26 protein-coding genes and 3 pseudogenes are annotated in these 25,197 nt (G+C 38.9%); 5 read left to right on the top strand and 24 right to left on the bottom strand.

Features of this window, described 5'->3' with window-relative positions; all coding sequences use genetic code 11:
- The 6 genes and pseudogenes from BABA_RS02390 to hxlR form a co-directional block, all read right to left on the bottom strand.
- Positions 1-978: M56 family metallopeptidase (locus BABA_RS02390; RefSeq protein WP_007083525.1), on the bottom strand; the 978-nt coding region annotated here is incomplete at its 3' end.
- Positions 978-1,364, bottom strand: a complete 387-nt coding sequence (locus tag BABA_RS02385; protein WP_007083524.1) for a BlaI/MecI/CopY family transcriptional regulator — start codon at positions 1,362-1,364, stop codon at positions 978-980. The genes BABA_RS02385 and BABA_RS02390, both read right to left, overlap by 1 nt.
- Before the next feature lie 206 nt (positions 1,365-1,570).
- Entirely contained in the window at positions 1,571-1,780 is a 210-nt protein-coding gene (locus tag BABA_RS27925; RefSeq protein WP_007083523.1) for a hypothetical protein, read from the bottom strand.
- Positions 1,781-1,960: 180 nt separating this feature from the next.
- A pseudogene (locus BABA_RS02375) lies at positions 1,961-2,293 on the bottom strand (methyltransferase); the annotation flags it as partial.
- A gap of 390 nt (positions 2,294-2,683) precedes the next feature.
- A complete protein-coding gene (locus BABA_RS02370; RefSeq protein ID WP_007083521.1) occupies positions 2,684-3,328 on the bottom strand; it encodes a lysozyme inhibitor LprI family protein in 645 nt (214 codons plus the stop codon).
- A 297-nt stretch (positions 3,329-3,625) separates the two neighbouring features.
- The gene (hxlR, locus tag BABA_RS02365; protein ID WP_007083520.1) at positions 3,626-3,991 is read right to left on the bottom strand and encodes a transcriptional activator HxlR; all 366 of its coding nucleotides are present in this window, start codon (positions 3,989-3,991) and stop codon (positions 3,626-3,628) included.
- A gap of 197 nt (positions 3,992-4,188) precedes the next feature.
- Between hxlR and hxlA the strand changes: the two genes are divergently transcribed.
- Together hxlA and hxlB are read left to right on the top strand one after the other, a co-directional pair.
- On the top strand, positions 4,189-4,821 hold the full coding sequence (gene hxlA / locus BABA_RS02360; RefSeq protein WP_007083519.1) for a 3-hexulose-6-phosphate synthase: 633 nt from the start codon (positions 4,189-4,191) through the stop codon (positions 4,819-4,821).
- 6 nt (positions 4,822-4,827) lie between these two features.
- Positions 4,828-5,385, top strand: coding sequence for a 6-phospho-3-hexuloisomerase (gene hxlB / locus BABA_RS02355; protein WP_007083518.1), 558 nt, complete (start codon positions 4,828-4,830; stop codon positions 5,383-5,385).
- Positions 5,386-5,441: 56 nt separating this feature from the next.
- On the opposite strand, the gene BABA_RS02350 is transcribed toward hxlB, so the two are convergent.
- The 5 genes and pseudogenes from BABA_RS02350 to yeiL all read right to left on the bottom strand — a co-directional run bounded on the left by BABA_RS02350 (position 5,442) and on the right by yeiL (position 9,555).
- Complete coding sequence (locus BABA_RS02350; protein WP_007083517.1) at positions 5,442-5,978, bottom strand: DUF421 domain-containing protein; 537 nt, start codon at positions 5,976-5,978, stop codon at positions 5,442-5,444.
- Positions 5,979-6,029: 51 nt separating this feature from the next.
- Positions 6,030-7,175, bottom strand: a pseudogene (gad, locus tag BABA_RS02345) (glutamate decarboxylase); the annotation flags it as partial.
- 517 nt (positions 7,176-7,692) lie between these two features.
- Positions 7,693-8,217 (bottom strand): DUF2812 domain-containing protein, encoded by a 525-nt coding sequence (locus BABA_RS02340; RefSeq protein ID WP_007083515.1) that lies wholly within the window; start codon positions 8,215-8,217, stop codon positions 7,693-7,695.
- Complete coding sequence (locus tag BABA_RS02335; RefSeq protein ID WP_007083514.1) at positions 8,198-8,557, bottom strand: PadR family transcriptional regulator; 360 nt, start codon at positions 8,555-8,557, stop codon at positions 8,198-8,200. Before BABA_RS02335 ends, BABA_RS02340 begins: the two co-directional genes overlap by 20 nt.
- Before the next feature lie 326 nt (positions 8,558-8,883).
- Positions 8,884-9,555 (bottom strand): transcriptional regulator YeiL, encoded by a 672-nt coding sequence (gene yeiL / locus BABA_RS02330; protein ID WP_007083513.1) that lies wholly within the window; start codon positions 9,553-9,555, stop codon positions 8,884-8,886.
- Positions 9,556-9,636: 81 nt separating this feature from the next.
- Here yeiL and BABA_RS02325 point away from each other — a divergent pair, with 81 nt between their 5' ends.
- On the top strand, positions 9,637-10,809 hold the full coding sequence (locus BABA_RS02325) for an MFS transporter (RefSeq protein WP_007083512.1): 1,173 nt from the start codon (positions 9,637-9,639) through the stop codon (positions 10,807-10,809).
- Positions 10,810-11,158: 349 nt separating this feature from the next.
- On the opposite strand, the pseudogene BABA_RS02320 reads toward BABA_RS02325, so the two are convergent.
- From BABA_RS02320 to BABA_RS02265, 12 genes and pseudogenes are all read right to left on the bottom strand, one after another.
- Positions 11,159-11,854 (bottom strand): annotated as a pseudogene (locus BABA_RS02320) (sensor histidine kinase); the annotation flags it as partial.
- 3 nt (positions 11,855-11,857) lie between these two features.
- Positions 11,858-12,535, bottom strand: coding sequence for an AlkZ-related protein (locus BABA_RS02315; RefSeq protein WP_007083510.1), 678 nt, complete (start codon positions 12,533-12,535; stop codon positions 11,858-11,860).
- A 36-nt stretch (positions 12,536-12,571) separates the two neighbouring features.
- Positions 12,572-13,402 (bottom strand): MBL fold metallo-hydrolase, encoded by an 831-nt coding sequence (locus tag BABA_RS02310; RefSeq protein WP_007083509.1) that lies wholly within the window; start codon positions 13,400-13,402, stop codon positions 12,572-12,574.
- A 356-nt stretch (positions 13,403-13,758) separates the two neighbouring features.
- Positions 13,759-14,748 (bottom strand): SPFH domain-containing protein, encoded by a 990-nt coding sequence (locus BABA_RS02305; protein WP_007083508.1) that lies wholly within the window; start codon positions 14,746-14,748, stop codon positions 13,759-13,761.
- Between the two features lie 109 nt (positions 14,749-14,857).
- The gene (locus BABA_RS02300) at positions 14,858-15,721 is read right to left on the bottom strand and encodes a TPM domain-containing protein (RefSeq protein WP_007083507.1); all 864 of its coding nucleotides are present in this window, start codon (positions 15,719-15,721) and stop codon (positions 14,858-14,860) included.
- Positions 15,718-16,746 carry a TFIIB-type zinc ribbon-containing protein gene (locus tag BABA_RS02295; protein ID WP_007083506.1) on the bottom strand — a complete coding sequence of 343 codons (1,029 nt, stop codon included), beginning with the start codon at positions 16,744-16,746 and terminating at the stop codon, positions 15,718-15,720. Before BABA_RS02295 ends, BABA_RS02300 begins: the two co-directional genes overlap by 4 nt.
- Before the next feature lie 85 nt (positions 16,747-16,831).
- Positions 16,832-17,512 carry a PspA/IM30 family protein gene (locus BABA_RS02290; RefSeq protein WP_007083505.1) on the bottom strand — a complete coding sequence of 227 codons (681 nt, stop codon included), beginning with the start codon at positions 17,510-17,512 and terminating at the stop codon, positions 16,832-16,834.
- A gap of 256 nt (positions 17,513-17,768) precedes the next feature.
- A complete protein-coding gene (locus BABA_RS02285; protein ID WP_007083504.1) occupies positions 17,769-18,746 on the bottom strand; it encodes a ring-cleaving dioxygenase in 978 nt (325 codons plus the stop codon).
- A gap of 26 nt (positions 18,747-18,772) precedes the next feature.
- Positions 18,773-19,741 (bottom strand): ring-cleaving dioxygenase, encoded by a 969-nt coding sequence (locus tag BABA_RS02280; RefSeq protein ID WP_007083503.1) that lies wholly within the window; start codon positions 19,739-19,741, stop codon positions 18,773-18,775.
- Between the two features lie 362 nt (positions 19,742-20,103).
- Positions 20,104-20,607, bottom strand: coding sequence for a hypothetical protein (locus tag BABA_RS02275; RefSeq protein WP_007083502.1), 504 nt, complete (start codon positions 20,605-20,607; stop codon positions 20,104-20,106).
- Positions 20,608-20,636: 29 nt separating this feature from the next.
- Positions 20,637-21,122, bottom strand: coding sequence for a hypothetical protein (locus tag BABA_RS02270; RefSeq protein WP_007083501.1), 486 nt, complete (start codon positions 21,120-21,122; stop codon positions 20,637-20,639).
- 220 nt (positions 21,123-21,342) lie between these two features.
- Complete coding sequence (locus BABA_RS02265; protein ID WP_007083500.1) at positions 21,343-22,545, bottom strand: MFS transporter; 1,203 nt, start codon at positions 22,543-22,545, stop codon at positions 21,343-21,345.
- Between the two features lie 272 nt (positions 22,546-22,817).
- Here BABA_RS02265 and yiaA point away from each other — a divergent pair, with 272 nt between their 5' ends.
- Complete coding sequence (gene yiaA, locus BABA_RS02260) at positions 22,818-23,288, top strand: inner membrane protein YiaA (protein ID WP_007083499.1); 471 nt, start codon at positions 22,818-22,820, stop codon at positions 23,286-23,288.
- 100 nt (positions 23,289-23,388) lie between these two features.
- Positions 23,389-23,871, top strand: a complete 483-nt coding sequence (locus BABA_RS02255) for a GyrI-like domain-containing protein (RefSeq protein ID WP_007083498.1) — start codon at positions 23,389-23,391, stop codon at positions 23,869-23,871.
- Between the two features lie 98 nt (positions 23,872-23,969).
- On the opposite strand, the gene BABA_RS02250 is transcribed toward BABA_RS02255, so the two are convergent.
- On the bottom strand, positions 23,970-25,058 hold the full coding sequence (locus tag BABA_RS02250) for a serine hydrolase domain-containing protein (protein WP_007083497.1): 1,089 nt from the start codon (positions 25,056-25,058) through the stop codon (positions 23,970-23,972).
- Positions 25,059-25,197: the final 139 nt, after the last annotated feature.

The raw sequence follows: 25,197 nt of genomic DNA, 5'->3' as shown, positions 1-25,197 counted from the left end.
CTTGCTTTTCCATTTCAATAATAGAGAATCGCTAGAGAAGCTTGCAATGCATTGGATTCTTTGTTTGATTTGTTTTTTAGTCCCCCCTATACCTGGAGCAAACTGTTCAAAGGCCCTATCATATTTTTTATCAGCAAAACGAATGATGGTATGACCATATTCTATATATCCGCTCTCATCCAAGAGATTTAAAACGGATGCATCACAGGCCAATTCCCGATCCATTCGAATCCTTTTTGAAGCATACCAGACGACCGGGTTAAACCAATAAATAATCTGAAACATCCACATGACGTAATTCACGAACAGATCTTTGCTTTTATGATGGTGCAGCTCGTGCAATAACACGTATTTTAACTCATTTAACGAGAATGCTTCTCGCGTTTTGCTTGGTAAAAAAATATAGGGCTGAAAAATCCCGAACGTGATCGGCGAGGAAATGAGAAAGGTCTCCCGCAGCCTTATGTTTCTTTTCACCCCAACCATTTCTTTGCACGCTTCTAATAATTTATTTAGCTTTTGATTATCAACAGCTACAGCTGACTTTTTGATTTGATAGATTTGATAAGTTGAATAAACAGCAGCCCCAACAAAAAGAACCACTCCAATGACCCAGACTGTAAAAAATGTATGGTAGACGAAATCGGGCGCTGCCTTGTTTACCGATACCGTGAAATCATGTAATAAATTGCTGTTTGGCGCCTGAGAGGCATCCACTCCATTAATCCTTTCACTGTTCAATGGTGCTTCTCTATGAAAAAAAAGGTAGCTTTTTAAATAGCGAATTCCTTCTCCAAGGCGAAAATAATTCCAAGGTAAAAAGGCAGTAAGGATTGGAATGCATAGAATAAACCAAATATGATAATGTGCTTTCACCGTCATATGATTGTTTAATAGCCTTTTGATTAATAGAATGATGAAAACAAGGAGGGATACCACGATTGTACTAACGAAAATCCGCAGCAGCATGGTATCCATTATTTTTCCCCCTTCTTATCTCTCATAGATAATATTTTCTTTAATTCCGAAATATCTTCATTGGATAACTGATCATTTTCAATAAAATTTAAGACCATTGAATTTAAGGTACCGCCGAAAAACTGCTTCAGAAAGGATTTACTTTTTTGCTCAACATATTCGTGATTTTCAACCAGCGAAGTATAAATAAACACTCGGCCATCTTTTCTTGCGTGCAAAGCCCTTTTCTTGACTAGGCGCGCTAGCATGGTGTGAATGGTATTTGGCTTCCAATCACTCTTATTCGATAATTTCTCCACTACTTCAGGAGTCGAAATCGGCTCATATTTCCATATAACCTTCATGACTTCATATTCTGCTTCTGATATTTGTGGAATCTCCTTCATGATCCCCCTCCTACTTTTACAACTGTAGTATTTATTATAGCAAAAAGACCCAAGTATAAAAAGTATATTGGTGACTTTAGCCTATGGCAAATAATCCCTCCTGTATGTTTCCACTATACGCGTACTCTCCATTGCGAATAAGAAGAGATAGAACGGACCACATGCTCTTTCAATGACTACCTCCATATAAAGTTGTTTAACCTCTTCTATCCAAAATTTCTATCTAAAAACAGCAGTAGATAGCTGCCCGCCCACAGAAAATACGCAAGTTTAATTATTACAAACATCGAAAATTCAAATGAAGAAAGTTTTCTTTTACGCTTAGTCTTTTTCAAGTGCCAATAATAAAAGAATAAACAAAGAAGTAGTAATACTATAGATAGTTCGTTTAAGTTTTCTAATAGATTAATCATCATCATCATCACCTCTTGTTAAGGTATTTTAGGGTTCGACAAGAACGAGCATGGATGAAAGCTCTGATTTTGACCTGCCCGCGACTTCAATAACGAAGTTACTCTTTGCCAGAATTTGTTCCAATTATAACTGTTGCATCTAATTCTTCATCCCTCGCTATTTTGGTCACTAATCCAGCATGAGTCACCTCTATAAACGTGACCTCCAATGTCAGCTAGGTTACGGGAAGAACAATGTACTGCGACTGGATCAATATCAACAGAATGTAATAAAATCTTATTCAAGTCGGTTACTATTGCAGCACCAACAGCACCCGACCCGCAACATAAATCAACAACAACATCACCATTGTGAGTCAATGCTCTTGCCTGCTGAACCAGAAACTCTGTACGTTGACGCGGTACAAAAACTCCCCGTTCTACTTCTATCCGCAGGCCACAAAACATTGTAAATCCAAGTACATATTCAAGCGGTAACCCACTGGCTCGCATTTCAACCAACTTCATTAAATCCTCTCACCGCTTTTATAGATTCAAAGTTTTCTTATCATCTTTATTCTAGAGCAAAAGGAAATATCCATTTTCAAACAAAAATATCGTCAACTCAAAAAAAGAGCTGCTGATCAGTTATTTGATCCTCAACTCTTGCATCTAGTTAATTAAATATGGATGTTTGCTTGGTTCTCCAAAAAAAATTGAATCCACAAATAAAGTATTGTTATAAATTAACTCATTTGGATCAATCACCAATTTTAAATCTGGGAAGCGTCTAAGCAAGGTACCAAAGGCAGTTTTTCCTTCCAATCGGCCGCCATGGGCTGACCGTTGGGTGTCGTGGGTTGAGGGCGTGTGTACCAGGAGCGGCCTCGGTGTCAGTCGTCGATTGCCTGATCAATGATGAAAAAATTACTTCATATAACCTTCAACCAACTTATAGCATCTTTCTTCTGTAAGATTCGCCAGCACAGCCACATATTCTAAATGTTCCTGTGTACCGCCTTTATATTTTTGCGATGCCTCTAATGCTGTATTATCTCTATATTTGATCCAATTTCGTTGCTCAATTTTCAATTGGTCCATCTCTTCTGTAGAAAGCTGTTCCTTTAGAATTCCATACACTTCATTCAACAATCCATCCCAAACATCAAATCGATCTCCTTCCACTTTTTTCGCTGCGAATGTTGATGAATCTGTTGGCTTCATTTCATCCATTTCTTTTTTCGTTTCGTTTAATTTATTGAGATACTCATCCTTCAGACTCACTGTAGCATTATGAGTCGACGAGTCTTCAGCTTTTGCCGGTACATTGTTTGATGAATCCATTTTTTCGTTTGTATCATTATTTTCTGTGTCAGTTTTGTCGGTATTGGAGGTATTTTCTGTTGAATCCTCATTTGAAGAATCGTCCGTTGTGTTCTGAGATATATTGTTATTTTGTGACTGGTTTTCCAACTTAGCATCTGACTCTTCAGATGATTTTCCACAAGCAGCCAATAAAATGGCAAATACTACAGTAAGTATTCCTATTAAAATTTTCCTATTGTTTTTCATACTATAGGCCTCCTTTTTATTATGAAAATCCCATATATGGTTTTACAGAAATCCCCCACAATTCCTTCCTCAACTGGCAATATTATCATTATAACAAATCACACCAATTTGCTGTTTTTGCAACTCTTAAAAACTGCCCGATTTAACAATAGGGCAAACGGGCCCATCATGGCATTGAGATAATATAGAGCAAAATAATAAAAAAAGTAAAAAAGCCTTGAGCAGCAATTATATAAAAATCGCTGTTCAAGGCTTTTTATATTATTTATTGTTAGAAAGCATAAAAAGCAATCTTTTCTACTTAACAGCTGATGGATGCTCAGGTTCCTTATCCAATACATGCTCAATATAATTTTTGCCCCACTCATACATAGCCTCTAAAATTGGCATAAGTTTTCTTCCATACTCAGTCAAGGAATATTCTACTTTCGGTGGAACTACGGGGTAAACTTCCCGATGCACGATTAAATGATCTTCCAGTTCGCGTAATTGAGTAACAAGCATTCTTTGGGTAATACCCGGCATAAGGGCCTTTAATTCACCAAATCGTTTCGTTCCTTCCTTGCCTAAATGCCATAGAATTAACATTTTCCACTTACCGCCAATAACGGCAAGCGTTAATTCTTTTTCACAGTTAAACATTTTCTCTCCTAAATTTGGCATTTCCTTCACCTCTTCTATATTTTCACCAATAGTATACTTTTTAGCACTATATGCGGTAAAAGTGCGTACTTTCAAATTAATGACATAATGAGTATACTAAACAACGTGCTGGTGAGCAAATCGATTTTCAAAAGGAAATATCTCATGACAGCCTCTTGGCACAACCAATTACACAATTCTAAAAGGAGCGAATGTACATGAAATTACAATTAGCATTAGATCTTGTCGATATTCCAGGAGCCATTGAAGTAGTGAAAGAGGTAGAAGAGTACATTGATGTAGTAGAAATTGGTACACCTGTGGTAATCAATGAAGGTCTTAAAGCAGTAAAAGAAGTAAAAGCTGCATTTCCTAACTTAACCGTATTAGCTGACTTAAAAATTATGGATGCCGCTGGGTATGAAGTAAGCCAAGCCTCTGCAGCAGGTGCTGACATCATTACGATTCTTGGAACCGCAGAAGACGAGTCGATTAAAGGCGCAGTAGAAGAAGCGAAAAAACAAGGAAAAGAAATCCTTGTGGATATGATTGCAGTAAAAGATATTGCAACCCGTGCGAAAGAATTGGACGAACTTGGTGCCGATTATATCTGCGTACACACAGGTTACGATCTGCAAGCTGTAGGAAAAAACTCCTTTGAAGATCTACACACGATTAAGAGCGTTGTAAAAAATGCCAAAACTGCGATTGCCGGTGGAATCAAATTAGAAACACTTCCGGAAGTAATCAAAGAACACCCTGACCTTATCATTGTAGGCGGAGGTATCACAGGAAAAGAAGATAAACAAGCCGCTGCAAGAGAAATGCAGGAATTAATTGCACAAGGTTAATATACGATGGAGACTACTCAATATTTAGCCAAAGTCGTTGAAGAATTAAGTCAAACGGTACACTTAATCTCTGACTCAGAAGCAGAGAAATTAGTCAATCAGATTTTAGAATCCAAGAAAATCTTTGTGGCTGGTGCTGGCAGATCCGGTTTTATGGGTAAATCTTTCGTAATGCGAATGATGCACATGGGGATTGATGCCTATGTAGTGGGTGAAACCGTAACAGCTAACTTAGAAAAGGACGATCTATTAATCATTGGGTCAGGTTCAGGAGAAACCAAAACCTTAGTTGCCATTGCTGAAAAAGCGAAAAGCTTGGGAGGTACAGTCGCAGCTATAACCATTTCACCTGAATCAACCATTGGAAAACTAGCCAATATTATTGTTAAATTACCGGGAGTCACGAAAGACCAGTCTGAAGGTAATTACAAGACTATTCAACCAATGGGATCTCTATTTGAGCAAACAATGCTGTTATTTTATGACGCCTTAATCTTACGCTTTATGGAGAAAAAAGGCTTAGATTCTACTAAAATGTATGGTAATCATGCTAATCTCGAATAGAGTAAAAATATACAGAAAAAGCCACCTTCCTTTACGTTCGTGGCTTTTTCTGTATATTACTTTGTTTCACCATTTTCATCAAGGGTTGGGTGCTGGTGTGTATTCAATTGTAGTTGATTCAACATTCTTTCTAATTCTCTAACTGTTACCGGCCTAGCATGCTTCATTAACTCATACCCAAGTTTCCCAGTCATCTCAATTGAAGCATTTTTAACATCTGTGATAGAAGAAATTCCGTTTTCTCGTAATTTTGCATCCAGCTGTTCAACGAACATGCGAAGCTTTTTTAGATTGTTGGATACAATGTTTCCATCTTGGATAACCGGTGTTGCCGTCCCTATAAATAACTTTTGAATAAAATTAAATTTAATGGTTAACAACTGAATTAGTATAAAAATGGCTACAAGAGAACATAAGGATAATATTGTTTTTAATAAGTTATACTCAGGAATAGCGTGACCTATTACTGATGCAATCGTCAAAACTGTTATAAGTTCTAATGCTGTCATTTCAGCCGTTGCTTTTTTACCTGCAATCCGTAATAGGAAAACCCCGGTAAATAAAATGGCTATCGATTCCCAAATATAATTCATTTTTGCCCTCAATTTTAACTAAGAATAAAACACTATTTTTAAATTCCCCATTAGATCCCAATTTGATGTGAAGCCTTCTTTTAGTCGCCACGTTAATACCGGAATATCTGAACCGTTTGTCAATACATCAAAAGGTTCTATTGTCTGAATCTCGTTGCTAAGAAAATGCGCCACTGATTGGGAGACCCGTTGTACCTCATAGTATCCGGATCTGCCTAAACGAATAAAGTTATAGTATTGGAGGAGCACTTGTGCGCTTGGACGCGAGAAACTCAGAGCAAATGTAGGGATGTTCCCGCCTAAATAGGACACATGAAAGATGAGATCCTCAGGGAGATCTTCAGCCTCCCTCCAAATAATCCATCCAATACCCGGATACACTAATCCGTATTTATGTCCGGAAACATTGATGGATTTCACCCGAGACAGCTGAAAATCCCAGACTAAGTCCGGCTGGAGAAACGGTGCTATAAATCCTCCCGAAGCAGCGTCTACATGTATAGGAATATCTAATCCGGTTCTGGACTGAAGTTCGTCCAAGGCTTTGGCGATGACGGCAACCGGTTCATAAATGCCTGTATAAGTTACCCCAAGCATCGGTATCACACCAATTGTATTTTCATCTACGACAGCGAGCACACCTTCAGGATCCATCCAAAGGCGATTCGGAGCAATGTTTACATAACGAGGCTCAACATCCCAATAGTTCGCGAATTTTTCCCAAACAATCTGTACAGCTGAACTAAATACGATATTGGGCCGATCAATCGGCTTCCCTTGTTTCTTACGCGCCTTTTGCCAACGCCGCTTTAATGCAAGTCCCCCGAGCATGCATGCTTCCGACGATCCTGTTGTTGAAACACCCACAGTTTTATGCGGATAAGGTGCATGCCAGAGATCGGCTAGCATTCGTATACACCGCTTCTCTATCGAGGTTGTCTGCTGGTATTCACACTTATCAATCAAATTTTTGTTAAATGCTTCGGCATATAAACGATCTGCGGAAGATTCCATCCATGTGGTAACAAATGTTGCAAGATTATGTTTAGGTTTGCCATCAAGAGCCATTTCATCGTGGATCATTTGATATGCACTTTCTGGCAGCATGCCTTGATCAGGCATACGAAAACGTGGAGCAGGCTCTTCCCCATTGCGAAAGTATGTAGGATTTACAGAAGCTTTGTGATGCGACATCATTTGCGCGTGACGGCGCGGACACCGTGTAGATCGGCTTCTTTTTACCGGCCCAAGAAAATTGTAGTAAGGGTCGTATATCGGTTTCCATAAGGATCTTGTCCTTAGTGTTTTTTTAGGAGTTAATTTTATAAAGCTTGGCGGCTGATTTCCCATATATAAATTAGGAGAAGTGGAGTATGTTTGGTTTATTGATAGGGAAGGACCAAAAGGGATTAAATAAGGATGATACGAATTATCATGACTATTCATCAAGGACCCCCTTACTCAATAATTAGTAATAAGTATGATGAACGTCTGTAATCTAGAAGTTTAATTAATGACCATCAATAAAAGTAAATTTTAAATAAGGGGCTGGACGGCATTTCGGCAAAATTGCACGCCAAGGAAATAAACGGATAATAGGCCTGCTGGCTCTGGTCTCTAATATTCAACAAATCCTGGATCCAAAACAGGATGCCGTCTAACAGTGAGGGAATCGCCTATCGCAACATAACGTTTCCCCCATTCCAATTACTATTTATATTAAGGAGTTCTTTAATTTTTTTATTTTTAATCTTAAATGTGTAACTGCAAATAAATTAAAACCAATCAGTAGAAAATAAACCCATCTTATTACTTCAATAAAATCGTACTTAGGTCGCATAAAAACAGTTAATGTAATAATTATTAATATCAATGTTACGTACGAAAGAATATTTGATAGTACTTTATATTTTTGTACTTTCGAATCAATATCGGAGTATATATCAGGTGCAGCAAGACTCTGGTCTTCTTTAACACAAAAGTAATGCCATCCGTAAAATTGGTCTACATGCTCCCAACCCGCATCTTCAAATATTGAAACGTACTCTTCCATGTCGTTATTTTGAGTGTATTTATAATCTAGTTTGTATATGTACGTAGACGGCTTAATTTTTTCAAACGTATATAACCCCCATTGAAAGTTGTGCAGCTTCCATCCCTTTTGTGCCATCTCACTCAACCATCTCTCTTCTGCATCATCCTTCCATGCCCAAAACAGTTTAAAGATTTTTTTCTTCATTTTCTCGTCCTCCTAACTCCTGCAAATAGTCATGACTCAACTGGACTAAATCTTCTAAGCGTTTAAATTCAAGAGTTACAACCTCAAATCCAAAATCGGTTATTATATAACTTTTTTTACGTTCACTATTTACCTCATCAAGTTTTACAATTAACGCTTGTTTTTCTAATTTACTTAATGCGCCATATAACGTTCCCGGTCCTAACCTGACTGTCCCTTTGCTCATCTTCTCAACTTTCTTCATTATTCCATATCCATGTAATGGCTCAATTAATGCGAGAAGAATGTAGTAAGTTGTATGAGTTAAAGGAAGGAAGCTTTCAGCATTTTTTTTCTTCAACAAAACTCCTCCTTAATAAATAAAATTACGAAAGTAATATATCGATATTAGATATATCGCTTTACGATATATTGCATAACGTAATATTACCCCATGTAAAAAGAAAAGACAATAAAATTTTTTAGTAATGGTTCTGGAAAAAATAAAAAAACCTTCTGAGCAACTCAAAAGATTTTTTTTGACCTTTAACTTAAAATATTTATATTGCAAGAAATCCTTATTCCATTAATTGTGCCTTTTACGGAATAACATAACATGCATCTATATCAAAAAATATAATATCGTAATTCTTCATTTTATCCCCTTACTTTCTAATTCTGTTAAGGTTACTTATGCTTCAATACCTGAGCAAGTTCATATAGGGAATGGTACTGTTTAATTTGATAGTTCCGTCCTGTCTTTTGCAAATACCCTTTATCGCAAAATTGTGTAAGCACATGCAATAAGTGCCGATAGGATACGCCTAAATAATCACAAACCGTTACGTGTTTCTCCTTATAAACCCCTTCATCTGCCGTTTCCAAAATAAAATCCGCAAGCCGGTTTTCAAGCGGGAAAGCAAGACTTTGAGAATACTTTTCAGCCATAAGTGTGGCCTTTACACTTAGAAATCTGGTTAATTCACGGAGAAATTTCGCATCTTCCAGCAATTGGGTGCGATAGTGATGAATCGGAAGAGCAAAACAAATGGTCTTAGTTGTGGCTTGAATCCCTTTTGTATAGTACACGTCATTTAATAATTCCATTTCCCCAATATAGTCATTTGTGTTGATAAAATTAATTAAGGAAACTTTCCCATTTTGATGTGTCACATATATTTTTGCTTTTCCTTCCATCACATAAAATAGAAAATACGGTCTCATGCCTTCTTGAATAATCCATTCATCACGCTGATATTCGTGAATTTGTAAAAACTCTTCGATCGGAAATGAAAATAAATGTGCGACGGAGTGTTCTTCCAGATAGCGCTGTCTTTTCCCATTTTTATAGATTTTCATATATCACCTTTTAAAATATGAGATTTCTCATATTATTGTAAATATCTCCATGATATGATGCAACCCATGAGGTGATAAATAATGAACACACAACGTTGGATGAGTAGTCAGTTTTTTAGCTTTTTTATGACTTGGGGTATTTTTCTACCGTATTGGACCGGATGGATGATCCATACAAAAGGGATTACCGTTTCACAAGCCAGTTTGATTATGAGCCTGGGATTGGTTGCCAGAGGTCTCTCAACTTTGGTCGCATTTCCTTATCTTTCGGAAAAATTCAGTAGTAAGACATTAGTAAATGCAATGACCATAGGTACAATTATCAGCCTTTTGAGTTATATCCCGGCAACTTCCTTTACTGGCTTACTTTTGGCTACCTTGCTTTTACATTTCTTTTATCCAGCATTAATGCCAGCTTTAGATAGTGCAGCTGGTACACTTGTGCAAACTAAACAACTACGGGATTATGGCAAGAGCCGCTCATTTGGTTCGATCGGGTTTGTTTTTGCTGGCATGATCTTAACTTTGTTTACAGGGGCATTGGGTGACGAAGTAATCTTATGGGCCCTGTTACTGGGGACACTGATATTCCTACTTCTAGGGTTTATGCATTCACCGGTTGTTTTATCGGAAAAACCGAAAATGGATCAAACTAAAAAACACGGAATGATGAGTTTATTCCGCATAAAACACTTTGGATTAGTGCTTGTTATCGTGATTTTATTACAAGCAGCACACGCTTCTTATTACAGCTATGGCTATATCTTTTTACAGGAAATCCATGCACCAAAGTACTTGATTGGACTCATTATTAACATTGCCGTATTCGCAGAGATCATTTTCTTTTCCATTGCCGACAAGCACTTTCAGCGGTTTTCAGTTGGCTCCTTGTTGGCAATGGCAGCACTGGGTTCAACCATACGATGGTTACTGGTCTTTTCCTTTCCTAATGTGATTGTTTTCAGTATTACACAAGCCTTGCATGCATGCTCATTTGCAATGGGGCATTATGCCTTTATGAAATATTTGATCAAAAATATTTCACCCGCGCAGATTCCGAAAGCACAAGGCATGTATTCAGCGCTGGCACTTAGCTGGAGCACTGCAATATTCACCATTTTCGGCGGCTATTTATACGAAATTGAGCCAAGATATGCCTTTATCGGAATGATTGTTTGTACCATCCCTTCAATGGTATTTGCGCTTATATATCGTAGACTGGAACTTAGAAAGGAAGTTTTAATTTCTATTTAGACCTTACCGTTTTTTTAAAACAGGCTTATCAGCTTTAGATAAGCCTTACTTCCATCGCTTTTACTAGTCCTTCTTTGACCCGTCCCATAATCCTCGACAGATGCACCTAGCAAGCCCTTTAACTCACACACTTTAAAAGCTTTTGAAACGGTGCTCGCATTCTTAGAAGAACCGTATGTACCACACCGAATAGTTGGTCATCATTAATCATGAGCTAAAACGAACTTTAAAAAATTTTTAACGAAATAGGGAATAAGAGCAGTGGGTTACATTTTCACCACTGCTCTACCCCTCGATCCATTGGTCCGTGGATTAAAAAGAAATCCCTTCTTAATGGGATTTCTACTAATTAAATTTGGATGACGATGGTAAATGTCGTTCCCTTCTCTATTTCGCTTTCAACAAGTATCGTTCCATTATGCATCTCAGTGATCTTTTTCACGATAGAGAGCCCTAGACCACTCCCGCCTCTAGATCGTTCTCGCGCCTTATCAGCTTTAAAAAAGCGTTCGAATATGTGAACTTGATCTTTTTTGGAAATGCCAATTCCTGTATCGGAAATTTTAATAATCGCTTTACCATCGATATTTTTAAGATGGATTCGAATTTTTCCGAAACTAGGAGTAAATTTAATGCTATTATGGATCAAATTGATCCAGACTTGGCTCATTAAGTCCTCATCCGCTAAGATTTGGACTTTCTCCAATGATACATCAATCTCTAATTCTTTTTCCATCCAATTAGGTTCTGACGCTAAAATAATATTTCTTATTTGTTGGTCTAATCGATAGCTTTTCCGCTCAAATGGATGATGCTCGGATTCCAGCGATGTTAGCTTTAGCAGATTATCACTTAATTTCGATAATCGGTACGTTTCGGTTTCAATAATACTAAGATAGTGGCTTCGTTCTTCATTCGTCAATTCGTCATATTGAAGAGCTTTGGCAAACCCTCCTATTGACGTTAATGGAGACTGAATTTCATGAGAAACATTTGAAATAAACTCCTGTCGCATTGCTTCCATTTCCTTTAATTGCTTTGCCATACATTAAAACTTAAATATTCTTCCCAATGCTTTCATGGATTCCGGGCTGCAGATTCGAGAAAAGTGCTCTTTCAGTTCCATTTTTGCCTCTTCCATATCGAGGCTCAAAGCCTTAACATCATTACTTTTCACCCAATACTCCATTGTCTCAAATGATGTACTGCTCCAGCCATTTTTTTCACCCAATTCGTTGGTTTTTGCCTTCGTCCCAGAGACAACAATATCCATGGATCCTTGTAATTCCAGCAACGCGTTATCAAATGGCTTTTTCTTCTCTTTATCCTTCATTCCTGCTTTAGCCCTTAACACTCTCGTATCAACTCCTGGCTCCTCATGAATAAGCCTGTACAGTTCCAAGGCTTCTCTTGAAACCAGTCCATCATCATACCTTTTATCCAACGGTTGCGCTGAGCCCAAAATTATCCTAACTAAAGGAAGAAGCTCACGTGAAATTAAAACAGACTTTTTCTTGATAAACTTTCCGTATGCCGCCACTCCATCAACTGCGAATTCGGCACGCCACATCCACGGATCCAATTCTGAACCACTATACCAATAATCCTTTGAAGTAATACTATCTAATGAGGGATAATCAGGTACTAACTTTGCCAATGGCAGCAAACCAATTTCCTCAATCACTTCAATGGCTTCCTCATATGTACGAATCAGGTAATTCTTCATTTATCTCAGCTCCTTCTGTCTTATCTTTTTTCCTTTTTAATTCGAAAATGAATTTTTCATATGTTCTTGAATAATAGAGTTTACGATATGCACAGAGTCCCATTCCCCTGAAGAAAAAAAGATGATGGGATATTTTTTTGGAAAAAGAGTGTTTTTGATTTGACTTGGGGACAATCCATCTTCGTAGTGCTTGATAATTTTTTCTTGGATATCTAACAAATAATCTAGCTTTCGTTGTAAAGCAGCACGCCCATCCTCTAAATAGCCGGCATGGCAGCAAAACACATCATCAAAATCATAGGTTAATACTTTCTTTAAGGAATGAATAATAGTTGGAATGTTTTCTTCACGTAAAGCCACCTTTGTCTTTTCCTGACAATACAAATCCCCAGTAAAAAGTTGACCTGTTTCACGATTTAAAAACGCCAAATGATCAATAGCATGACCAGGTGTTTCAATCACGTCCCATGTTGCATTACGGGATGAAAAGGTTTTACCAATTGCCTTCGCATGAAAAGGGGCGCGCTTCCCCCAAAATAATTTTCGATACATTGGATAGTCTGGCCTCTTTTTACAATATTCAAGCTTAATATCATTCATATAAACAGGTAGTTGCTGCTTTTTCTGTAAATATGCTGCACAGCCTGTATGATCCTCATGAAAATGCGTAATGACCACTTGATCAATATCTTGTTGGTTAAAAAATGGGGTAAATTCCTTTTCTAATGATTTTGCCCCTGTATCAATTAAAACACCGTCAACAAAGAAGCAATGAACATTTAATTTTACCCCTTGCAGTGCTACTGTTCCGTTTCCCATTTGAACTCCATTTATCATCTGCTGTTTGAAATTCTTCTTTACTAACATAAAACGAAACCCCCTCATAACCATCCTCTTGTTAAATATTAACATAGGGTGAATGACTATTCATTAATTTGTTTTGAAGTGCCAAGGGATTTTAATTGAGGGCTTTTAAAAGAGTTTGTTGCTTTTTTTCATTCGCCGATATAATTGAAAATTCGCCGATAAAGTGGTTCAATTCGCCGATATACTTACAAAATTCGCCGATAAATTAGATTAACTTGCTAATTTGATATAAATTCACACCTCATTAGTGACTTAATAACAACATTCTTTACGAAAACAGCCAAATCAAAAGAAAAACGTCTAGGGTAATCTCAACCCTAGACGTTTTTCTGTCTATTTATTGATATTTTCTGGCATTAGGAAATAAGTTTTTGCCCACAGTTTGAACAGAAGTTAGTTCCGCCTGTTTTGGTTCCGCAATTCGGGCAAAAGTTTGGTCTCTTTTGGCCGCCGTCACCCTCCGCTACCTGTGAAGGCGGTTGGGGAGTTTGCGACGGAGTTGGCTGATTCATTTGGTTCATCATTTTGTTTGCGATATTCATCCCCATCATCATCCCAGCCATATCAGATGCTGCTCCGCCTCCGCTCATTTTTCCAGAAGCCATGCCGTCTGTCAGTTCGATTTGCTGATATCGATCAACATTGCCAACCATTCCGTGGGAAGCATTTTTGGTAATCATGTCTTGAATCTCTTTTGGATAGCTGAAGCTCATGACGGTAAATCCAGTGATCGAAATGCCGCTTTTCAGCATTTGCATATCCAAATCCTCTTGGATCCCTTTAGAAATGTCGAAGGAGTTGGACTGAAGATTGAACATATCCTTGCCTTCCTTTGATATCCATTTCATCAGGAGCTGATCAAGGATTGATGTAATGCGAATTTTGACATCCTCCACTACATATCGATCCTTCACACCGGCTATTTGATCAATTAAAGCAATATAATCATCAACTTTAAAAGTAAATGTTCCATTCGCCCGAATCGGCATACCGCCCGGAAGCCCCGGCGCCGGGATATTAATTGCATTTTGGGTACCCCATTTCACCACAAACTCCTTCGTGTTCACAAACAGGACTTCTACCCGCATCCCACTATTAAAACCAAACTTAAATCCTTTTAATGTTGATAGGAAAGGAATGATTTGTGATTCGATATCATACTCCCCATCATCGCGAAATACCCCTTCAATTTTTCCATTGTTAAAAAAAATCGCATCTTGACCAGGCCGAATAATCAGTCTGCTCCCTTTTTTGATTTCATGATTACTCCATTTATAGAAAATCATATCCTCGCGAAATTCTTGCCATTCTACTACATTTGCAAATTGGTTTTTAAAAAAAGACATTGATTATTTTCTCCCTTCCACACATGTCAGATTTTATCTGTTTTCGACTTTGAGCATTGTCCAGCTCCAGGCCATACGCCGCTGAACAGGGCGCTTCCGCTTTTCTTAGTTAGAACTTGCCGCTGCTGCCGCTATGCGAGTGACCGCCACCGGTGATTCCACCGCCGCCACCACTTTTCGGATTATCCGGTTTTCTCTGTCGTGTCACTGTTTGATTGACAAAGTTATCATACTTGCTAACTACTTTTGATTTATCGCTATCCATATAGGTTCGGGCATTTACCGTAACCCTTCCTCCGGAACGATAGGCCATAATCACTACAGCAGTACCTGCCACAATGAATGAGATAATTAATTGAAACCACCATTGAATAAATAAATTTTCCGGTTCGGTCCCTGAATCGTAGCCATTATACCCCTCCGGACTCCCACCTGATCCATTGCCTGAATACCCATCCGAACCGCTACTCGGCTCATAGCCCATATATTCATAGGAAGTATTGATAAAGTCCGAAAACGCTTGAAAATAATGCCCCTCTGATAAATCAGGTGTAATATTATCGCGAATCTGATCAAGCCGTCCTTCATCCAAATATTGCTCGGCTTTTTTAAACCCCGCCAAATACACATCCCGTTCTTTCATGTCGATTGCAAGTATCGCTGTATTTCCATGTGGCTGGTCATATCCAGGTGCCTGTTCATCATAGAAATCTTCTACATATTGTTTTAGGATCTTTCCGTCCGTTCCATTTAACGTGAGGATGATAAAAGCGGTCTCCCTCTCTTTGCCCAGTTCACTTGCTAGATTTTGAAGTTCTGATGCCTCTTCAGCTGTTAGCAGCCCGGCAGAATCATATATATACTGATTCCGATCAAATGTTTCTGCCTTAACTGACAGCCCCAACGGCAGAAGTAGGTTAATCGTAATAAAAAAGAATAAGAGACTACATTTTTGCACAAACCCTCCACTCACCAGAAACCGCCTCCCATCATATAAGAGACACATTTTAACGCAAAAAAGGTTCCTGCTGCTATGCCGCTAAACCACATGGCTACCTTACCGGTGCTGATTGGCGGTTTGCCGACTACCTTTCCCGTCTGCCCATTCATCGCAAAAGTTAGCTCTGATTGATTGTAATCATAGCTGACCATCCATACAGGTAGTAACACATAATTACTCTTCACGCTTTTTGTATCTATCTGCTTACTCTTTACATTTACAGAATGATAGCCTGTTAATGTTGAAGATATATATGACTCAATATAGTTGTTTATTTTATCCTTCGCACGCGGGAGCAATTCTTTGTCTGTATAATTGTACTTCTCGGCAATATATCCCGCCAAATAGGGAGTTTTAAATTCTTTTAACTGATCGTATGGATATGGTTCCAGTTTATCCATTAATTCATCATTCATTTTTTCAGATGCATCAACTGGAATCTTAACATAATCAAGGTTGATATCGCGGAAGGCATCAAAATACTTTGTTTCAGTATAAATATAATCGCCCTGTTCATAGGTCCTGACCTTTGTACATGTGGCGTTTACGTGCACCCTACTATTTAAATCAAATAACCAAAATGGAACATAGATCCCAGTGATACTCTTGATTCGATCGGCAGTCATAAAGCCTTTCGGGGTTAGAAGTCCTTTCCTGCACCATTTTTGAAATGCCTTCGTTGCCTCTTCCTTACTAATGGTAAAAGGAATCACTTTTGTTGGTGCTAGCTGCCCAGATAAACGGTCTGCAATGATAACACCCGCTCCGCAGAAACTGCAGCTTGTTGCGGCTGTTTCTGCTTCTGTTATGAGAACAGCTCCACAATTTTCACAATGGTACTCATTCGCCTCGTCAGTTGAAAACCTGGCTGATACCAAGTCTTCTGGATAATTTTCTATATTTTCGTGTCTGCCGCAGCTTTGACAAGATAATTCGCCTGATTCAGAATCGAAGCTCATATCACTTCCACAGCCAAGGCATTTATAATGAAGGATCATGTTTTTAACCCCCTTTATATCTAACTAATTTTAATGGCGGGCGGTCAAAAGCCGCAGCAATATGGCTGCAGCTTTTAATAGATGGCTAACCGTTATTCTTCATTCTTTCTTTCAATGCGGCAAGTTCATCCTCAACATCATGGCTTGGTTCGTCATATTTAGCTGTTAAGTCTGCCATCTCATCTTTCGGATCTGCATTTAGTTCTGCCATGGCATTAGCCTCATCCAATGCACGATTCACCTTTTCTTCCATTCGCTCGAATGCAGAAATGGATTGACCTGAACCCGCTGCAGATGCTCCAAGCTTATTCACTCGCTCCTGTGTCTTAGCCACTGACCATTTCGCTTTCAGCATATTTTTGCGTGATTCCAATTCACCGATATCCGCGACAAGCTTATCGTGCATTTGTTTCATTTGCAGTGCGTTCGCTGAAGCCAATTGATACGACGACTGTAATTCTGTTAATCTAGCTGTGAGTGCCGCTTTCTTTTCTAAAAACTTCCTCGCATCTCCTTCATTTCCCGCTTCTAATGCCTTTATCGCATACCGTTCCATTTTCTCCATATCTTCCCCGCAGTCGGTTACAAGTCTTTTTGCCCGCTGTTCTTCTGCCATCACGGATGCCGTTTCCGATTTTACCTTCCCTAAATCACTGTTAAGGTTTCTTAAGTACTGATCAATCATTTTCTCCGGGTTTTCAGCCTTATCCAATAAAGCATTAATATTGCTCGCCATTATATCTTTAAATCTTGAAATAATACTCATACGTGATCATTCCTCTCTTATTTTGAAACAGAAATTAAAACACATTACTACATAGTATACTGCCTTACTATAAAAAAAGTTTCATTTTTTACCAAGAGAGGGGAAAGGGGGAAAATGAAGTTTTATTTATTCACTAGGATTCACAGGTGCTATAGCTTCGTGGATTTTTGCCAATAAAAATCAAATAGAGATCCAGCCACATAAATCGGCTGAACCTTCATATTTTCAGGATCATTTATTTATGATCCTTTCCCTTTTATTCTTTAATAAATTCCTTTGTACTTCTTACTGTATCAATTGGGCGGACTAATTTTTCTATTTGTGCACGTTTAGGCTCTAAGAATGGAGGTAAAGATAATTTTTCTCCAAGTGTTTCATAAGGCTCATCTCCCATAAAACCGGGGCCGTCTGTAGCAAACTCGAATAAAATTTGTGGTGCAACCCTTGTATATAATGATTCAAAAAAGTGACGATTTACATACCCGGATGTTTGGAAACCGAAACTACTCATCCGCCGGATCCATTCTTCTAAAACAGAGCGATCCTCTACGCGGAATGCCGCATGGTGAACCGTGCCAAAACCTTGTCGGGCTTCTGGAAGAATGGCGTTATATTCGACAATGACCGAAGCGCCATTTCCACCCTCCCCCACTTCAAATAAATGGAACGATCCGTCTTTAGCCGTCTCTTTAAATAATAGAACTTTTTCCATCATTTCTTTAAAGTAATCAAAGTTGGCAATACGAACAAAAATGGGGCCTAAACCAGTAATCGCATATTCCAATGGAATTGGGCCTTTTTGCCAAGGTGTGCCAGATTCCACACCTTTATTCAATTCATCCGAAATCAATTGATATTGCTGATCATCAAAATCAACGAAAGAAAGTGTCTTCTTGCCAAACTGCTCGTTGATTCCAGTATGTTTGACTTCTAGACGATCAAACCTTTTTACCCAATAGTCTAACGCTGCATCACTTGGTACACGGAAAGATGTTTTTGAAATCTCGTTTGTACCGTGTACTCCTTTCGGAATGCCAGGGAAGTCGAAAAAAGTCATGTCTGTGCCTGCACTACCTTTGTCATCGGCAAAGAATAAATGATAGGTTTGAATATCATCTTGATTGACTGTTTTTTTAACTAACCGCATCCCTAAAACATAAGTGAAAAATTCATAGTTCTTTTCAGCACTACTAGTAATCGCTGTTACATGGTGCATTCCTTTTAAATGGTTCATATTATATTCCTCCAAGAAAGCTAGATTTATTTTAAGATTAAAGGACGTAATTTTTCTTCAATTTCTTTTCGCTTTGGTTCCAAAAATGGCGGAAGCGCCAGCTTTTCCCCCATTGTTTCCATCGGTTCATCTGTTGCAAATCCTGGTGTATCCGTGGATAATTCAAATAATATTCCATTGGGTTCTCTGAAGTATAATGCCTTAAAGTAATACCGTTCCACTTTCCCTGAATTCGGTAACCGGTATTCCTTTAACCGCATGGCCCATTGATCATACTCTTCTTCATTAGGAACACGGAAGGCAACATGGTGAACACCGCCGCGACCTAGGCGGGCTTTGGGCAAATCGGGTCTTGTTTCAATATGAACTTCCGCACCACTGCCGCCTCCACCAGTTGCATAAACCAATATATCAGGATAATTCCCCTCTGGTGATGGATAGGAACCGACCAAGCGAAAACCCATCACCTCTGTTAAAACGCCGATGGTTGGTTCGGAAATTCCAACCGTAAGTGTTACAGGACCTAAACCAATAATGGCGTGTTCTAGCGGAATGTCTTCCCTTTGCCAAGGAACACCTGCTCTAACACCCTTTTCACCGTTATCGGCTACAAGGATTAAACGAGTTCCCTCAAGATCTCTGAAGGCCAATGTATCACGATTGGCCCGTTTTTGAATTTCATCATGTTCTACCCCATATTGTTGAAAACGTTCTTTCCAAAATAACAATGAATCTGAATTTTTCACTCTCAATGATACGAAGGAAATATCTGAAGTTCCCCTGTATGATTGTCCAAGACCGGGAATGTCAAAGAACGTCACGTCAGTCCCGGGTGTTCCTTCCGCGTCGGCATAGAAAAGATGATAGGATTCTGTATTATCTTGATTCACCGTTTTCTTGACCAATCTCATTCCTAAAGTTTTTGTATAAAATTCATAATTCCTTTCCGCTTTCCCTGTCAATATCGATATATGATGTAATCCTAAGAGTTCCATCTCCTAATCACTCCTTAACAAGAATTTTTGTATACCATTTGGCTGCGGCTTCTACTACTTCAAAGGTTAATTAATAGAAGTTTATATAATTCAATTGACCTTATTTTGTCCATTTCAAAAAATTTAAGCAAACGGTTCATCCCTTAATAAGAATCTCTATACCAGGATATTACTTTGAAGTCATTTATCTTGAATTCGAGATAATTGTATAACATAAATGTACCCGTGTCAATAAGCGTCCTTTTAAAATTGCAAAACCGCCACTGAAACAAAAGTACCGCCAATTTCGAAGGCACTTTTGTTTCAGTCAAATTTATTAAAGAGGGATAACTTCATTCCCCTTTGTTCTAATGTGGTGATGGTTACTCGGAAGGAGGTAAAGTAATTGATTGCTTAAAGTTGCTTTGTAAAACCTGAAAGTTTTCCTTTCCAAAAAAAGCATTTGCTTTTTTCTCTATTTCGGTTAGGATTGAATCATTTTCACGAAGTGTTTCCCGGATGCGGTCTACAATCACCAATGTGCTTTCCCCATTGGTTTGTTTGGCAACCCGTTCAAGAAGAACCTTTGTATCAACAGAAAATCTACGGGCAAAGCTGCCGCACCTGACGATATTATTGCGTAGAAATTCCGAATATTCATTAGAAAAAGCTCGACGGATACACCCTCTCATTCCTGCATATCCATAGGAAACCTCTGATGCGGCGCGGTAAAGCAGGATCATCCCATCCGCACGGCTTGATTCAGGATTCAGCCTCAGTTCAGTAATAAGTGAAACTAGCTGTTTCACCACAATTGAGCCTTTTTCCGTTGCATTCCACCATTCCATTAGGCGCTGCTGTTCCTCTTCACTCATTTTTTGAGCCATTCCGATGAACACCCCCTTTTATTTTTCTTCTACAAACGTGGAATGGACTGAACGTTTTGGACCCGTTTTAAAATCTCATCCCATTCTGCTCCTAAAAGGGCTTTTCCGTATCGGATGGCTTCGTTAATTTTTTCAGCAATTTGATGGTTGAGATACTGGCTTTGCTCAATTAAATAATAAGTATCTGCTGTTGCCTCTTTCGCTACTAGATCAAAATTGGGTCCTAATTGTTTTTCACTAATTCGAAGGGTGTCAAGGTCAAGGACAAGCATTTCTTTTCCAAGAGTAATCGCTTCACCCTTACGGAGTCGCCCAATCGTTCCCCTAACCGCATCAAAACCATAGCCCACATCAGCCACAGATGCATGGTAAGGGTTTAGACCCGGTGCATTTCGCAGCGAAGCAATTACTCGAAAACCGGTCGTAATTGAGCAAACAACTTCCTTCGCTGCCATCCCTTTCTCTAAAGCAGCGTCAATGGCATCAAGATAAGTATTCCCCTGATTAGAGTCCATTTTCAACCAATCTCCTCCCTTTCACCCGGATTTTCCCCACTACAAAAAATATGCTTCATATTAATTTATTCGGGAGTAACCCGTCCCTATTCAGCTGGTTTTCACCCGAAATGTCCTTCATTCACCTTATGAAGGACATTTCTCTCTGGTCTTCTCAAAAAATGCCCTTCATACACATATGAAGGACATTTCTTTCTAGTTTTCAATCAAAACTCTCGTACTACGCGTTGCTTTTCCGAATCGACAAGCGGTTAAGACCTTTGCCTTTCCATAGTGCCGCTCCCATTGCCACTATCAGTAAAATACCTGTTACGACAAAAACCATTTGTACCGGAAAAATTCCACCAATAAAGCCGCCGATCATCGGGCCAATCATCCCGCCGATTTGGTTGGCCGTTTGGCTTAATCCGAATGCCCGACCACGGAAATCCTCTTCTGTAGACTTCACAACAAGGCCATTTAATGCCGGATAGACCGCACAGAAAAAGACACCAAATACAAAACGGATAATTGAAAATCCAATAATTTCACTGAAAAGAATTTGTGCCAGCGTGCCGAGGCCGCCGCCAAGTAACCCGACCACAAGAACCCGATGAAACCCAACTTTATCGGCCCATTTACCCCAGATGGGTGCAAATAAAGCACTAGCAATCCCCGGAAGTGAAAACACAATACCGGCTAACAGTGATGCTTTATCAACTGAACCGCCTAATTTTACTATATACAAGGGTAGAACCGGTTCAATCGTCATGATCGAACCTGCTGTGACGACCGTTAAGATCAGCACCAGCATAAATGGTCGATTTCTCCACGCTTCTTTTATGTCATTTTTTACAGAACCACGCTTTTTGCTTGGAGTAAAGTTCTCCTCCGTCACCCAAAAAATGACCAAAATTGTCGAAATTAACGTAAATATTCCTGCGCTGCCAAAAGCCCAGCGGTTTCCGACTAAATGCGCAATTCCCCCGCCAAGCAGCGGCCCAAGAATCCCCCCCGAGGCAGATGCAGTCGAAATCATCGACAGGGCGTATCCTACTTTATTACCAGGCGTATTCGTCCCAATCAAGGCAATCGAACCCGGAATAAATCCGGTTAACAGCCCCTGCGAAATCCGTAAGGCTAATAATTGATAGGGATTGGTCACAAATGCAGTTAAACTATAGATGATAAAAAGACAAAATCCCGCCCGGATAATCATCGGCTTTCGTCCATATTTATCGGCTACACTCCCCCAGAACGGTGAAGCAATCGCTCCAGCAAAAAAAGCGGCGCTAAACAACAATCCCGCCCACATTTCAATATGTTCATGGACGCCGATTTGCGGAAGAAAGATGGGCAAAAAAGGAATAACCATCGAAAAGCTTGCCGATGTAAAAAAGACGCCAATCCATAATACCCATAAATTACGTTTCCAGCCTTGCATGTGAATCGTCTCCCATTAAAATCCAAAATTATAATTTCTCCCTTACTTTACCACAAAATTTAAAAGAAAGAACGTTTAGCATCCCGAAATAGTTACTACAGTAAATGCTTAACGTTGAACATACAAGTCGTGAATACAGTAATCCTAAATGGAAATTAAGAAAAAATTATCTATTATTTGTAAGAAAATTCTATATAATAGATTTAGGTAGGAGCACTACAGTCTACAGTGCTCCATTTTTATTCAAAAAAATGAGGGAGGCGAACCATTCAATGTCTAATGATAATGAGGTTTTGTTAGATAAAGGAAAACAAAAGGATCCAAAAATGAAAGTTGCAAGGAAAGAGGGAGAACCGACTCCAGCTTTCATCGGGGCTTCATGGGCAGCACTATTAGTAGGTGTTGCGGCATATCTCATCGGTCTATTTAACGCATCGATGCAATTGAACGAAAAAGGATATTACTTTGCAGTTTTAGTATTCGGACTTTATGCAGCAGTATCTTTACAAAAAGCAGTAAGAGATAAAGATGAAGGAATACCTGTTACCAATATTTATTATGGTATTAGTTGGTTTGCGCTTATTGTATCTATTTCATTAATGGGTATCGGTTTATTCAATGCAGGAAGTATTGATTTAAGTGAAAAGGGATTTTATGGTATGTCCTTTGTTCTTAGTTTATTTGCAGCCATAACGGTTCAAAAGAATATAAGAGATGCGCAGAGGGCAAGAGAAAGAGATTGAGTAATTTTCCTTCCATTTAACGGGGTGCTTATTCAAATATGAGGTGTGCGCCACTCTACCCCGACTACTGTTATAATTAGACCGAAAGGGGCAGATTCGGGTGAATTACAAAATTGTTGAAAAAGAAGGTTTCCAAGTAGTTGGCATCAAGCGAGAATTTTCCTGCATAAATGGCGAAAATTTGATTGGAATCCCCAAAATGTGGGATGTTGTGCATGCAGATGGTACAAATGACCTTTTATTTAAGTTAAATAATGGGAACATAAAAGGGGTCGTTGGTGTTTGTGTGGATAAAAGCAGTAATCAATCTGGGCCGCTCATTGATTATTGGATAGCTGCAGAATATAGTGGGGAAACACCTGAAGGTTTAATGCGGCTTGAAATCCCGGCATCAAAGTGGGTAGTTTTTGAAGTTCACGGCCCAATGCCAGATGCAATCCAGAAGGTTTGGAAACAAATCTACTCTGAATGGTTTCCATCCAATCAATATAAGCCTGCCGGTACTCCCGAATTAGAAGTCTATTTCGAAGGAGATCCATGGGGCTCTGATTACTACTCCGAAATTTGGTTACCGATAAAGTAAGGCTAGGCTAAAGTAACTTTTCCCATTATCCAAGGCGATGCTTCACATGAAGCATCGCTATTTCTTTTTTATTCCTGTGCACTATGAAATATAAATTATTACCCTTCACATTTGGCTAAGGTTCTTAGAATACTAAATACATAGCGAATACTTTTTGCTAAATACGTTGTATTATTGAAATTTCCTATGATATAAATATCCAAAGTAGGATTATAAAGCATGAATGATCCAATCGACCCTAAATGGCCCCAGACGTTATACTTCTGAATTACCGGCAGCATCCGAACCCTCATCAGTCCATATCCATAATCCACGCCTATCCACATTTTCCTCCATTCTTTCATACTCAATAGGAATTCAGGGCGAATCAACTTCCCTTCAGTCAAAGCTCTTATAAATAAAAGCAGATCCTCAGATGTGCTAATCGTTTGCCCTGCAGCATACAAACTCTTAAAACTAAGTTGATCTTCCACCTTGATTTGTTTGTCCAATGCATACACATTCGCTGTTGGAAAACTACTTTTTACTACAGGTTCCGAGTACTGGGATAAATAGGAATGATTCATTTGGAGACGTTGAAAAATGCATTCATGGAGCACTTCATGATAGGGCTTTGAGGTAATCTTTTCGATTATTAATCCTAAAAGGTTAAAACCCGTGTTAGTATAGCGGCAACCTTTCCCTGGTGAAAAACGGGGGCTTAAATACTGCTTTGACCATTGGATGGTATCTTGGGGAGTCCATTCTCGCGAAGGTTCTTCCAGCAGCATTTCCAAAAATGCTTTGCCCTTTTTTGGTTTTTCTTCATAATAATCTGGCAGACCCGATGTATTGGTTAATAAATGTTCAATACGTATTTCTGATGAGTAGTCTTTACCTTTAAAAATATGCAAATCCTTGATCATATCCTCTGGTAAATAGTTGGCAATCGGATCGCTAAAGCTCAGCTTCCCTTCTTCAGCTAGCCTCGCAATAATCATAGCAGTAAACGTTTTTCCGATACTTGCTGTATGGTAGGGCTGCTCGGGGTTTGCTGGCATATTATCGGTTTTTCCGTGGGCAAAATTCCAATGGATATTGAGTTTATCTGAATGAATCAGCAAATAGGCATTTAAAAGCTTTGGGTTGGAATCAACCGTTGCCTTCAGTTTTTTTTCAATCAATAATTTGGCTTGATCACGATCCATTCTTTCTCCTCCGCCCAATTAAATATTTTCTATCGAGATTCTTGGTGTCTTTTTTCTTTAGAATCCTTCTATTGGACATTTCCATCTATATTTTTGGAGTTTTGTCCTTTTGAACCCTCCTATTGGACATTTCCATCTA

The sequence above is a fragment of the Neobacillus bataviensis LMG 21833 genome (assembly GCF_000307875.1).
GTDB classification, from domain to species: Bacteria; Bacillota; Bacilli; order Bacillales; family Cytobacillaceae; genus Neobacillus; species Neobacillus bataviensis.
The sequence above is the reverse complement of the archived record's forward strand: the minus strand, read 5'-3'. Positions and strand labels throughout refer to the sequence as shown.